The organism is Arthrobacter sp. NQ4 (assembly GCF_029077345.1).
Taxonomy (GTDB): Bacteria; Actinomycetota; Actinomycetes; order Actinomycetales; family Micrococcaceae; genus Arthrobacter.
In genome coordinates, this window is sequence record NZ_JARETC010000003.1 from 35937 (window position 1) to 47996 (window position 12060).

Sequence of the window (12060 nt, forward strand, 5' to 3'; positions counted from 1 at the left end):
GCAGGTTCCAAAGGAACGGGTGGGACAGCGGCTGACGCGGGTGGGAGAGAACTCCGCTTGCAAACTGGAAGCCATTCTACAGAAAAAATTCCCGTCAACGCCGCGAAGCGCTGTTGGGAACCTGATCGTTTGGGACAATCTCTGAAATAACGACATCCAGTCGGTCTGTGTCAAGCTTACCAGTATGAGCACCTCAGACAGTAATTCGTACGTCTTCGAGCCCGGCGAAGCAGGCGCAGACGTTTCACAACAGATCCGCGACATCTCCGAAGTTCCCGCCATCGAGGTCATCACCACGGCCGCCGTGCACCTGATGAGCGCGGCCGCGGTAAAGCTTGGCCTGGCCGCAGAGGACAACGCAGCCGAACTCAAGGACCTCGACGAGGCCCGGAAGCTGATCACCGCGCTGGCCGGCCTGGTGACCGCAGCCGCCCCCGAGATCGGCTCCCAGCACGCAGGGCCCTTGCGCGACGGACTGCGGTCCCTGCAGCTGGCTTTCCGTGAAGAGTCGCTGATTCCGGATGCACCGGGCAAGGGCCCGGGTGAAAAGTACACCGGGGCCGTGAACTAGGCAGCGACTCCCCCAAGCAGCGTCCGACGGCGGGACGGCCTTTGCAGGCTGTCCCGCCGTCGCGCTTTAACTCCCCGCTACGGGGCCGCTCAGGCGGCGGCGCGGCGGCGGCGCTGCTGGAGCGCTAGGCCCACCAGGCAGAGCAGCACGCCGACGGCGCCGACGGACACGAAGCCGCCGGAGGGGCCCATGATGTCGATGAAGACCCCGGCGAGGGGCGAACCGAGCGCAACGCCGGCGGTCAGCGCGGAACCGTACCAGCCCATGGCCTCCCCGCGCCGTTCCTCCAATACCAGGTCCGCGACCTTCTCGGAGGCCGCGGACAGCACGGGGGCGCAGAGCAGGCCGGGGAGGACGGAGACGAAGGCAAGCGTCCACGTGTCGTGGGCGAAGGCCATGGGCAGCGTCAGCGCGGCCATGCCCAGCAGCAGGATGACAGGTGGAATGGGCCGGTGCATGGCGCCGTAAATCAGGCCGCCCAGCACGGAGGCAGCGCACCAGAAGACAAAGACGATCCCGATTTCGCTCTGGTGGCCGCCGGTTTCCAGGGCCGCGACAATGCCGACGTCGGTGCCGCTGAGGACCATGCCCGCGCCGGCGGCAACGGCGAAGAGTGCCGCGACCGTGGCCGTGAACCAGGCGAAGCCGCCGGCCAGCCTTCCCCGCAGGCCGCTCTGCGCCGCGCTGGTGGCCGCGCCCGCAGGGGCCAGCTCCGCGGCCGCTTCCTGGACATGCGCCGGTGCCGTGGAGACGACGGCGACTTCCGCAGCGTGCTGTTCATCCTCGACGCATTCGACCGTTTGGTCCCGGCTGCGGGTGGGCGGGTTGAACCACATGAGGAACAGCCCGGCGAGGGACGTAGCCATGCCCACCACCGTCAGTCCCGCAGTAGTGTGGCCGCTGGTAGCTACGACGGCGCCGGCGGCCGGCCCGATCATGAATACGAATTCCGTGGTGATGGCGTCCAGGGCGAACGCGGTGCGCCGCTGGTCACCCTCGGCCAGGACACCCAAGGATTGCCGCACCACGCTGAAAATGGGCAATGTGAGCAGGCCGCCCACGAAGACCAGCGGCAGGAGCCACTGGTACGACACATGGGGCACGATGGACCAGATCACGGTCTCCGAGATGACCGACGGGATGAGGGCGGTCCGCAACCCCACGGTGTCCACGCGCCTCCCCCGCCACGGCGCCCCGAGGGCAATGCCGATGGTCATGACCGCCGCTGCAGCGCCGGCTGCGGCGTAGCCCTGGCCCAGGGTGAGGACGATATGCAGGGTCAGCAGGACCCCCGCGGCTGAATGGGGGATGCGGGCAACCATGCCCACCAGCAGCAGCCGCCGGATCGGCCGGATGGCGAGCAACTCCCGGTAGAGAGCGAAATTCACGAAGCGGTCCTTCAGGGTATTCCGCTGTACCGGCGGGGATCACCCACCCTGCAGCGGTTAATCGGGAGCGCGCCTCAGTTTGATTTCAAGGGAGTCGACGCGCTCCCCAAACAATACATTCTGTGACCACTTTGACTGCAGGCCGGCCACCAGCTCCTGCACACCGGCAGCGTCGAGGCCGTCTTCAAGGTAAAGCACCACTTGCAGCTCCGGCCCGGCACCACCGCCTGGAACAACAGAGCCGTCGGCGGCCATGGCGGCCACTCCCCTGCCGGGCAGCAGCTCGATGCCGCGGACAGCCGCGAAGCCGGCGGCAGCGGTGCCCATTTCGGCGGCAAGCTCCGGGTCACTGTAGGAAGGGGTCCAGCCATGCTGCTGGGCGAGGGCCCAGACACCGGGCCTGCGCACCACGAACGTCACGTCGGCGCCCGGATCCAGGACCAGGAGTTCTGCACCTTCGGCGACGGCCGAGAGCGCCGCGCGGGCGGCATAGACGGCCACCGGACGGGCTTCGGGATGCCATGCGGACAATGCGTCTGCCGACGTGAAGGCCGGCAGCGCAGTCCGTCCGTCCGCAGCCTTCAGCGTCACCAGCGCCATATCCGCCTGTTTGTCGGCGTGCAGCCCGTGCTCTGTTTCTGCCTCTTCAGCCAGCTGCGCCACGATGGGAATGAAGACCCGGGCCGTGGCCAGCGACGCAACGACGTCAGCCTCGTCGCCCCGCCCCTGGCGGAGCGCGGCAATTGCGGCGAGGTAGCCGGCGTCGGCCGTTCCGTCGTCGTCCTCGAAGTTGTGGATCTTTGCGTCTTCACCGGCGAGGCTGCGGCCGGCCCATGGCTGTCCCGCGGAGTCCGTGGCACCACCGGCGCCGGCCAGCGCCGCCGCGATATGTCCGGGCAGGTGGCGGGCGGGAGGGTTTACCGGTTCTTCGGAGCTGGGCATGGCCGGGCTGCTTCCCCGCGCCTAGCGGCGGCCGGCGACGTCGAGGGCTTCGGGCAGCGTGAAGGCTCCGGCGTAGAGGGCCTTGCCCACAATGGCGCCTTCGACGCCCAGGGGAACCAGCGAGCGGAGGACCTTGAGGTCGTCCAGGCTGGAGATGCCGCCGGAGGCCACCACGGGCTTGCCGGTCTTCTCCACCATCTGGCGCAGGAGTTCAACGTTCGGGCCCTGCAGGGTGCCGTCCTTAGTCACATCGGTCACCACATAGCGGGCGCAGCCGGCCTCTTCGAGGCGGCCCAGCACGTCCCACAGGTCCCCGCCTTCCTTCGTCCAGCCACGGCCGGCCAGGGTGGTCCCCCGGACGTCAAGGCCGACGGCGATCTTGTCGCCGAAGCGCTCGATGGCCCGGGCAGTCCACTCCGGGTTTTCCAGTGCCGCGGTCCCGAGGTTGACGCGTGCCACACCCAAATCGAGGGCTGCTTCCAGGGTCTCGTCATCGCGGAGGCCGCCCGAGAGCTCCACCTTGATGTCCAGCCTGCCCACCACCTCGCGGAGCAGGTCGGCGTTGGAGCCACGCCCAAACGCTGCGTCAAGGTCCACCAGGTGAACCCATTCGGCGCCCTGCTGCTGCCAGTTCAGCGCCGCTTCGAGGGGCGTTCCGTAGCTGGTTTCGCTTCCTGCCTCGCCCTGGACCAGCCGGACGGCCTGGCCGTTGACGACGTCGACGGCAGGCAGCAGTTCAAGTACCGGCAGGTCATGTGCGGTGGTCATACTCATCCTCGGTGTTGGTTCTTCGGTTTCGGGCAAAGGCGGGTGGAAGTCGGCGCGCTCAGGCAGTGCCGCGGAGCCCCTGGATCAGCCGGCCGGCAGCGTGAGCAGGTAGGCGGCGACCAGCGACATGGCGGCCAGGATATAAAAGGCCACCTGGGTCCAGATGGGCTTGCGCTGCTGCCGGAACGAGATGCCGCCGCCAATCAGCAGGCCGGCGAGGCCCGTCAGGAGTACGGGCCACATCTAGGCGTCACTGCCGGCGTCGGCGGCCGGGGCGCCGGAGTCAGCGGCGGCCGGCTTGCGCAGGCCTTCCACCCAGTTGCGCAGGAGCCGCGCACCGGCATCGCCGGACTTTTCGGGGTGGAACTGGGTGGCGCAGAGCGGGCCGTTTTCTACGGCGGCGATGAACGGTCCGCCATGCTCGGACCAGGTAACCAGGGGCGGCGCCATCCGGGGCTGGATGACGTCGAAGTTCCATTCCTGCACGCCGTAGGAGTGCACGAAGTAGAACCGCTCGTTTTCGACGCCGGCAAAGAGTTTCGAGCCTTCGGGGACCTTGACGGTGTTCCAGCCCATGTGCGGAACAACTTCGGCGGGGAGTGCCTCCACCTTGCCGGGCCATTCGCCGATGCCCTGCGCTTCGGTGCCGTGTTCGACGCCGGCTTCAAACAGGACCTGCAGGCCCACGCAGATCCCAAGGACCGGGCGGCCGCCTGCCACGCGCCGGCCGATGAGCCGGATGCCGTCCACGGCCTTGAGCTCGCGCATCACGGTCTCGAACGCGCCGACGCCCGGCACCACCAAGCCGTCCGCGTTCAGCACGTCTTCCGGCTTGGCGCTCAGGACCACTTCCGCGCCGGCACGTTCCAGCGCGCGCACGGCCGAGCGGACGTTCCCGGACCCGTAGTCCAGCACCGTGACCGTGGGCTTGCCCTCCGGCGACGGCAGCCTGCGCGACGCCGACGGGTCGATGATTGCCCCGTCCTTCAGGACCTGCCCGCTCACAGCGCACCCTTGGTGGACGGGATGCCCTCAACCCGGGGATCCGGTTCGACGGCGGCGCGGAGGGCGCGGGCAAAGGCCTTGAACTGTGCCTCGACGATGTGGTGCGGGTCCCGGCCGGCAATCACGTTCATGTGCAGGCAGATGCCGGCGTGCAGGGTGATGGCCTCGAACACGTGGCGGGTCAGGGACCCTGTGAAGTGGCCGCCGATCAGGTGGTATTCCTGGCCCGCCGGCTCACCCCCGTGCACCAGATACGGGCGGCCGGACACGTCCACCACCGCATTGGCAAGGGCCTCATCCAGCGGCACGGTGGCCTCGCCGAACCGGCGGATCCCTGCTTTGTTGCCCAGGGCGGTCCGGAGGACCTCGCCGAAAGTGATGGCGACGTCCTCCACGGTGTGGTGGACGTCAATGTGGGTGTCGCCGGTGGCCTTGACCGTCATGTCGATCAGTGAGTGCTTGCACAGGGCGGTCAGCATGTGGTCGTAGAACGGCACCGAGGTATCGATGTCCGATACGCCGGTTCCGTCGAGGTTGATCTCCACGAGTACGGAGGACTCGCTGGTGGCACGCTCCATGCGGGCGGTCCGGGCAGCAGCCGTATTCGATCCGGTTGGACTCATGGTGAAGGATCCTTAGTGGGAGAAGGAGTGGTTCAAGGCGACCAGCGCCGCAGTATCAAGTCTAGGCGCGAAGCGCGGCGTGGCCGGCAAGGATGCGTTCCAGGGACGTGAGGAAGGCTGTGGTTTCCGCCTCAGTGCCTGCGGTGACCCGGAGGTGGCCGGGGATGCCCACGTCCCGGATGAGCACGCCCGCGTCCAGCAGTTCCTGCCAGACCTGGTGCGGATTTTCCAGGCCGCCAAAGAACACGTAGTTGGAGTCCGACGCGGCGGGCTTGAGGCCCATCCTGGTCAGTTCGGCCACGATGCGGTCCCGCTGCTTCTTAATGTCCTCGACGTCGGCCATGAGCGCTTCGCGGTGTTCGAGTGCGGCCAGGGCGGTGGCCTGGGTGATGGCGGACAGGTGGTACGGCAGGCGGACCAGGCGCAGGGCGTCGGTGACCTCGGGTGCAGCGGCCATGTAGCCGAGCCGGGCCCCCGCCAGGGCGAACGCTTTGCTCATGGTGCGGGACACGATCAGCCGCTCACGGCCGGGCAGGAGCGTCAGCGCGCTGGGCGTTCCGTCGTGCGCGAACTCGTGGTACGCCTCATCGACTATGACGATGGCCTGGCTGTCCGAACCGGCCTCGTAGACGGACTCCACGACGTCCAGCCCAAGTCCGGTCCCGGTGGGGTTGTTGGGCGAGCAGAGGAACACGATGTTCGGCTGCAGTTCCTTGACCTGGCGCGCGGCCGACTCCGCGCTGAGGTCATAGCCCTCCGCGCGCTCCCCGGTGATGTACTGCGTGTCTGTTCCGCTGGCCAGCAGCGGGTACATGGAGTACGTGGGCGGGAAACCCAATGCGGTGCGGCCCGGACCGCCAAAGGCCTGGAGGATCTGCTGGAGGACCTCGTTGGAACCGTTGGCGGCCCACAGGTTGGTTTCATCGAGCCCATGCCCGAGGTATTCGGCCAGGGCCTTCCGGAGCGCGGTGAACTCACGGTCCGGGTAACGGTTTAGACCCGCAGCGGCCTCCGTCACGGCGGCACTGATGGCTGCGCGCACGTCGGCGGGGACACCATGGGTGTTTTCATTGACGTTCAGCAGAATGGGGACGTCCAGTTGGGGCGCCCCGTAAGGGGTCAGGCCGCGGAGGTTGCTGCGGAGGGGAAGCCGGTTCAGACGTTCTAGCTGGTCGTTCACCTGAACAGTTTAGTTGCCGCGGCAACGACCGGAAAATGTGACGGTTCCTGTTCGCCCTCGGCATGTCCCGCGGCGGCCCGCTCCAGGGCTTGCCAGCCAGCCAGGCAGGCCACTCTCGCAGAGGCCACGAACTCAGGGGTGGCGCCGGTCAGTAGACGGCCGGTCAGTGGGCGGGGACGGTCAGTGAGTGGGGACGGTCAGTGAGTGGGGACGAAGAGCTGCTGGCCCGGAAGAACGGTGCCCGCGGCAAGGTTGTTGAGCTGGACGATGTCCGCCACGACGTCCCGGGCGTCCCGGTCCGGAGCGACGGCGCCCGCAATGGCCCACAGCGACTGGCCGGACTGCACGGTCACCGTGACGGTGGGCGTCACGGCAAGGTCGGCGGCCGAGTCCGAGGCCTTGGCCGGGGAGTGGAAGAGGCCCGAAAGCGACAGCAGGAGTACGGCCAGGAGCACGAGCGGAACTCCGATCAGGACGATCCTCCCCCGGCGGGTCAGCCGCAGGGGTGCGGACGAAGGTGAAACCTGGTGAAGAGATAAAGCTGACATGAACTAAGCCCTCCTGGACTTGCCGTGCTGCCCGGGTGTCCGCCCGCTGCTGCCTTGCCGTTCATATCGCGCCGGGACTTCTCCCGGCCGCGTATTCGAATGGGGCACCTGCTGGTTAGAACACATGTTCGAACTTTGCTTGTTAAGTTTTAGCACCTATCAACGAACAATGTCGAGACTCGCTAGAACAAATGTTTGAAAAAGCAATGTGGCTGGCCTAGTTTTGAAACCACAGAACATCCACCACTGAAGTTGAACAGCAGGGTCTGACAATGACAGTGGGAGTCCTTCCGGCGGCACTGTGGAACAGCGGCACACGGAAGATCCGGCGGCAAGCGAAAGGCATTGGCGAATATGGCAGCAGCAGCCGCCGGGGGCAGGACCGCCCCGCAATCCAAGAGGACAGCCAAGGGCCTGACCCCACGGCAGAAAAAGATCCTCGAAACCATCCAGCGCTCGGTCAACGAGAACGGTTATCCGCCCTCCATGCGCGAGATCGGCGACACCGTCGGCCTTGCGAGCCTGTCCAGCGTGACCCACCAGCTCTCACAGTTGGAGAAGCTGGGTTACCTGCGCCGCGACCCCAAGCGGCCGCGCGCCATGGAAGTGCTGATGCCGCTCACGCTCGACGGCGGGGGCAAAGGCGCCGGCGCGTCTCCTGCGCCGCAGGCTGCGGGCGGCGGCGCCACGGTCACCGAACTGCCCACCGCGCTGGATACGGCCATGGTTCCGCTGGTGGGCCGGATTGCCGCCGGCGGCCCCATCCTCGCCGAACAGCTCGTGGAAGACGTCATGCCGCTGCCCCGCCAGCTGGTGGGCCAGGGCGAACTTTTCATGCTGAGGGTGGCCGGTGACTCCATGGTGGACGCCGCCATTTGCGACGGCGACTGGGTGGTGGTGCGGCGGCAGGCTGACGCTGCCAACGGCGACATTGTTGCTGCCCTGCTGGACGACGAGGCGACCGTGAAGACGTTCCGCCAGCGCGACGGACACACCTGGCTGCTCCCCCAGAACACGCAGTACGAACCAATCCTGGGCGACCACGCCACCATCATGGGCAAGGTCGTCTCAGTCCTGCGTTCGCTCTAGCCTGCGCACGCCTGCGCGGCATCCGCGCAGGCGTTGTCCGGCGGTGTCTCAGGAAGCGTCGGCACCAAGCCGGGTGAGCGCAGCCAGCGCCTTGGCGCGATCGGTGGTGGCCCAGAACGGGGGCAGCGCACCGCGCAGGAATCCCGCATAGCGTTCGGTGGCCAGCCGTGAGTCCAGGACGGCCACCACCCCTTTGTCCCCGGTAGACCTGATCAGGCGGCCGGCCCCCTGCGCAAGCCGGATGGCCGCGTGGGTGGCGGAAACGGACATGAAGCCGTTTCCCCCTGCCTGCGCCACGGCACGCGAACGCGCCGTCATGAGGGGATCGTCCGGCCGCGGGAAGGGGATGCGGTCTATCACCACCAGCCGGCAGGATCCTCCGGGAACGTCGACGCCCTGCCACAGGGACATGGTTCCGAAGAGGCAGGTGTCCGGTTCGTCGGCGAATTGCTTCACCAGGGCGGTCATGGTCGACTCGCCCTGGCAGAGAACAGTCATATTGAGCTTGGGCCGGAGGGCATCGGCGGCCTCTTCGGCGGCCCGACGCGAGGAGAACAGGCACAGGGCGCCCCCACCGGATGCCTTGATGAGTGCTTCGAGTTCTGACAGCGCTTCCGGTGACACGCCGCGGCCGGGCTTGGGCAGGTGGCCGGCGACGTAGAGGATGCCCTGCTTGGGATAGTCGAAGGGCGAGCCAACATCCACGCCCGTCCAGCTGGGGGCTCCGTCGCCTACCAGGCCCAGTCCCCCGGCCGCCGGTTCAAAGGCGGAGCCAATGGCCAGGGTGGCAGAGGTCAGCACGACGGTATGGTCCGCAAAAAGCCCCTCCCGCAGCCTCCCGGCGACGGATAGTGGGGCTATGTTGATCAGCACCGGTGCACTGTCATCGGGCGGTGAGTATCCCTGGCCGGGGTCGAAGGTGCTGGCGCGGGAAAACCACACCACTTCGCGGTTCTCGCGTGCAGCAATGAGCCTTTCGCAGAGTTCCAGGATGAGCATCAGCCGGGAACGCGCCAGCTGCCGCCCGCCGTCGGCTGTGGTGTTGCTGTCCCCTTTGGAATCGGACAACGCGGCCCGGCACGCTTCACGCAATTGGTCCACGCAGTCGAGCTGTTCATCGTTCAGCCCGTTGGGAAGCAGACCGTTCGGCGCGCCGGCAAGAGCCAGCTCCAGGTTGGCAGCTGCGGCGGTCAGGGCATCAACGGTGATGGCGGTATGTTTCCGGGCACCCGAAGCGGCAGCGTGGACCATGGCCACGGACAACTGTCCGGACACGGCGCCAGTAACCCGGTCCTGCAGTTCGTGCGCTTCGTCCACCACCACGACGTCGTATTCGGGCAGGACTGCAAGTCCCTCGAACGCGCTGACAGCCAGCATGGCGTGGTTGGTCACCACCACATCGGCGTCGGCTGCGTCCTGGCGGGCGAGTTCGCTGAAGCATTCGGCGGCCATTGGGCATTTCTGTGCCCCCAGGCATTCCATCGACGTCACGGAAACCTGGCGCCAGGCACGGTCGGTCACACCCGGCAGGAGCTCGTCCCTGTCGCCGGTGGCTGTCTTTTCAGCCCATTCGCGGAGCCGCACCACTTCCTTGCCAAGCTGCGACGATGGTCCGCCCACGGAAGCAGCGAAATGTGGAACGCTGGTGTCCTCTCCCAGGGAGAAGAGCTGACCTTCCGAGGGTTCCTCTGAAGGGAACCCGCCTTCAAGCTTGTGGCGGCAAACGTAGTTGGACCGCCCCTTGACCAGGGCAACCTTGACCGGCCGGTCCAGTGCCGGCGTGATGTTCTTCAGGAGCCGGGGCAGATCCCTGCCCACAATCTGGGTCTGCAATGCCAGCGTGGCCGTGGACACCAGGGCCGGCTTGTTGCTTTCCAGGGCATGGGCGATAAGCGGCACCAGGTAGGCGAGCGATTTGCCGGTGCCGGTGCCTGCCTGGACCAACAGGTGGTTGCCCGTTTCGATGGCCCGGGCCACCTGGCGGGCCATTTCGTGTTGTCCGGTGCGGCTTTGTCCGCCCATGCCGGCGACGGCGCGGTCGAGCAGTTCAAGAACGAACTGCTCGCCCGCCGTCTGCGCAGCTTCGCCGGCCGCGGGGTCAGTCATTGACGACGAATGGTTCCAGTTCAGACGCGAGGCCCTCCCGGACCATCACGGCAGCCCTGGTGCCTGCCTCAACGTGGTCCAGGCTGAGGATTTCGGCGTCGGACTCGTGGAGCTTGCTGAGCAGGTCCCCGCGGTCGTACGGAATGAGCAACTCCATCTTGACCGATGGCCGGGGAATGGACTCACTGATGGCCTTCAGGAGTTCCGGAATGCCCTCCCCCGTCCGGGCGGAGACCACCACGTGCCGCGGCTCGCGCTGCTTCAGCCGCTCCACCACGAAGGGGTCGGCTGCATCGGCCTTGTTCAGGACGATGATTTCCGGCACCTTACGGGCATCGACTTCGCTGAAGACCTTCCGGACCGCTGCGATCTGCCCTTCGGGGTCAGGGTGCGAAACGTCCACCACGTGCAGGATCAGGTCCGAGTCGGCGACCTCCTCCAGGGTGGAACGGAAGGCTTCCACCAACTGGGTGGGCAGCGAACGGACGAATCCGACGGTATCGGCCAGGGTGTACCCCAGGCCGTCAGCGGTTTCGGCCTTGCGGACGGTGGGATCCAGCGTGGCGAACAGCGCGTTCTCCACGAGGACACCTGCGTCCGTGAGCCTGTTCAGCAGCGAGGACTTGCCGGCGTTGGTGTACCCGGCGATTGCCACGGAGGGCACTTCGTTACGACGGCGGTTGGCCCGTTTGGTCTCGCGGGCCGGCTTCATGGCGGCAATTTCGCGCCGCAGCTTTGCCATGCGGGTACGGATCCGGCGCCGGTCCAGTTCGATCTTGGTCTCACCGGGACCACGCGAGCCCATGCCGGCAGCAGCGCCGCCCACCTGGCCACCGGCCTGGCGGGACATCGACTCGCCCCAGCCGCGCAGGCGGGGAAGGAGGTATTCCAGCTGTGCCAGTTCCACCTGGGCCTTGCCTTCGCGGCTCTTGGCATGCTGCGCGAAGATGTCCAGGATCAGGGCCGTGCGGTCGATGACCTTGACCTTGACGATGTCCTCAAGGCCGCGGCGCTGGGAAGGTGCCAGTTCGGCGTCCACCACCACGGTGTCCGCGCCGGTGGCCATGACGATGTCCTTCAGCTCCTGGGCCTTGCCGGACCCCAGGAACGTCCCGGGGTCTGGTTTGTCGCGGCGCTGCACCAACCCGTCGAGGACCTCCGAACCGGCGGTCTCGGCGAGGGCAGCGAGCTCACGCAACGAGTTTTCGGCGTCGGCAAGCGTTCCTTCGGACCAGAGCCCGGCGAGGACGACGCGTTCCAGGCGCAGCTGCCGGTATTCGACCTCGGTGACGTCTTCGAGTTCGGTGGACAGGCCTGCCCGCCGGCGCAGGGCGCGCCGTTCCTCGAGGTCCTGCTGGTCGCCGTCGTACGTTGAGTGTTCTTCGTCAAGGCGGGAAATGGCCTGCGCCTTGCCAAGCACCGCTTTTCCACTGCCGCCTTCACCACCGGGCGTGCTGACGTTTCTGGCCGGTACGTCCTTGGCGAGGATCCGGTCGATGACAGCCTGGATCTCCTGCGGACTCATGTCCTGGGCGGCTGGATCGGAACCGGTATTGGGCTGGCTGGTCATGGTCTCCTTTGAAGATTCGGCAGTTCCAGAATAGTGCTGATTGGGTGGAAGTTGGAAAGTATTCGCGCTGGGCTGACGGCCTGCGGTCATGCAGTTCTCCTGGTTGTTTCGCCGCCGGCTGCAATGCCGGGGCTCGAATGCCGCCTCACGACGGCGGCAGGGCTGGAAGAGGCCGGAGAATGGCAGGAAGTGCAGCAACGGGCTGACTTTCGAGTGTTGTCCGGCGTCCGGCTCAGACGGAACGGTCTGGCCGGTGCACAAAGCGGAAGG

Annotated in this window: 12 protein-coding genes; 2 read left to right on the forward strand and 10 right to left on the reverse strand. The window is 66.9% G+C overall.

The genetic code is table 11. The features are described 5' to 3' along the window. Positions 1–184 precede the first annotated feature (184 nt). Positions 185–571: a DUF1844 domain-containing protein gene (locus PUN51_RS06610; protein WP_159632313.1), complete on the forward strand. Its 387-nt coding sequence runs from the start codon at positions 185–187 to the stop codon at positions 569–571. A gap of 89 nt (positions 572–660) precedes the next feature. Here the strand turns inward: PUN51_RS06610 and PUN51_RS06615 are convergent, their stop codons facing one another. From PUN51_RS06615 to PUN51_RS06650, 8 genes are all read right to left on the reverse strand, one after another. Further along, on the reverse strand, positions 661–1959 hold the full coding sequence (locus tag PUN51_RS06615; RefSeq protein WP_275180303.1) for an MFS transporter: 1299 nt from the start codon (positions 1957–1959) through the stop codon (positions 661–663). A 57-nt stretch (positions 1960–2016) separates the two neighbouring features. Next, the gene (locus PUN51_RS06620) at positions 2017–2901 is read right to left on the reverse strand and encodes an SseB family protein (RefSeq protein ID WP_275180304.1); all 885 of its coding nucleotides are present in this window, start codon (positions 2899–2901) and stop codon (positions 2017–2019) included. A gap of 21 nt (positions 2902–2922) precedes the next feature. Further along, a complete protein-coding gene (gene priA / locus PUN51_RS06625) occupies positions 2923–3669 on the reverse strand; it encodes a bifunctional 1-(5-phosphoribosyl)-5-((5-phosphoribosylamino)methylideneamino)imidazole-4-carboxamide isomerase/phosphoribosylanthranilate isomerase PriA (protein ID WP_159632316.1) in 747 nt (248 codons plus the stop codon). 84 nt (positions 3670–3753) lie between these two features. Continuing rightward, positions 3754–3912, reverse strand: a complete 159-nt coding sequence (locus PUN51_RS06630; RefSeq protein WP_275180305.1) for a hypothetical protein — start codon at positions 3910–3912, stop codon at positions 3754–3756. Continuing rightward, on the reverse strand, positions 3913–4674 hold the full coding sequence (hisH, locus tag PUN51_RS06635; protein ID WP_275180306.1) for an imidazole glycerol phosphate synthase subunit HisH: 762 nt from the start codon (positions 4672–4674) through the stop codon (positions 3913–3915). It lies immediately after the preceding gene. Continuing rightward, positions 4671–5297, reverse strand: coding sequence for an imidazoleglycerol-phosphate dehydratase HisB (gene hisB / locus PUN51_RS06640; protein ID WP_224025616.1), 627 nt, complete (start codon positions 5295–5297; stop codon positions 4671–4673). Before hisB ends, hisH begins: the two co-directional genes overlap by 4 nt. 61 nt (positions 5298–5358) lie before the next feature. After that, positions 5359–6477 (reverse strand): histidinol-phosphate transaminase, encoded by a 1119-nt coding sequence (locus PUN51_RS06645; protein ID WP_275180307.1) that lies wholly within the window; start codon positions 6475–6477, stop codon positions 5359–5361. A 197-nt stretch (positions 6478–6674) separates the two neighbouring features. Next, positions 6675–7025, reverse strand: a complete 351-nt coding sequence (locus tag PUN51_RS06650) for a LysM peptidoglycan-binding domain-containing protein (protein ID WP_159632320.1) — start codon at positions 7023–7025, stop codon at positions 6675–6677. Between the two features lie 354 nt (positions 7026–7379). Between PUN51_RS06650 and lexA the strand changes: the two genes are divergently transcribed. After that, the gene (gene lexA / locus PUN51_RS06655; RefSeq protein WP_159632321.1) at positions 7380–8114 is read left to right on the forward strand and encodes a transcriptional repressor LexA; all 735 of its coding nucleotides are present in this window, start codon (positions 7380–7382) and stop codon (positions 8112–8114) included. 48 nt (positions 8115–8162) lie between these two features. Here the strand turns inward: lexA and PUN51_RS06660 are convergent, their stop codons facing one another. Together PUN51_RS06660 and hflX are read right to left on the reverse strand one after the other, a co-directional pair. Continuing rightward, a complete protein-coding gene (locus PUN51_RS06660) occupies positions 8163–10220 on the reverse strand; it encodes an ATP-dependent DNA helicase (protein WP_275180308.1) in 2058 nt (685 codons plus the stop codon). Next, complete coding sequence (gene hflX / locus PUN51_RS06665) at positions 10213–11790, reverse strand: GTPase HflX (protein ID WP_275180309.1); 1578 nt, start codon at positions 11788–11790, stop codon at positions 10213–10215. Before hflX ends, PUN51_RS06660 begins: the two co-directional genes overlap by 8 nt. Positions 11791–12060: the final 270 nt, after the last annotated feature.

Bases quoted from the DNA above. Each gene is read 5' to 3' on its own strand.
- PUN51_RS06620 (WP_275180304.1), bottom strand. From the start codon at position 2,901: ATGCCCAGCTCCGAAGAACCGGTAAACCCTCCCGCCCGCCACCTGCCC.
- PUN51_RS06630 (WP_275180305.1), bottom strand. From the start codon at position 3,912: ATGTGGCCCGTACTCCTGACGGGCCTCGCCGGCCTGCTGATTGGCGGC.
- lexA (WP_159632321.1), top strand. From the start codon at position 7,380: ATGGCAGCAGCAGCCGCCGGGGGCAGGACCGCCCCGCAATCCAAGAGG.
- priA (WP_159632316.1), bottom strand. From the start codon at position 3,669: ATGACCACCGCACATGACCTGCCGGTACTTGAACTGCTGCCTGCCGTC.
- PUN51_RS06610 (WP_159632313.1), top strand. From the start codon at position 185: ATGAGCACCTCAGACAGTAATTCGTACGTCTTCGAGCCCGGCGAAGCA.
- PUN51_RS06650 (WP_159632320.1), bottom strand. From the start codon at position 7,025: ATGTCAGCTTTATCTCTTCACCAGGTTTCACCTTCGTCCGCACCCCTG.
- hisB (WP_224025616.1), bottom strand. From the start codon at position 5,297: ATGAGTCCAACCGGATCGAATACGGCTGCTGCCCGGACCGCCCGCATG.
- hflX (WP_275180309.1), bottom strand. From the start codon at position 11,790: ATGACCAGCCAGCCCAATACCGGTTCCGATCCAGCCGCCCAGGACATG.
- PUN51_RS06660 (WP_275180308.1), bottom strand. From the start codon at position 10,220: ATGACTGACCCCGCGGCCGGCGAAGCTGCGCAGACGGCGGGCGAGCAG.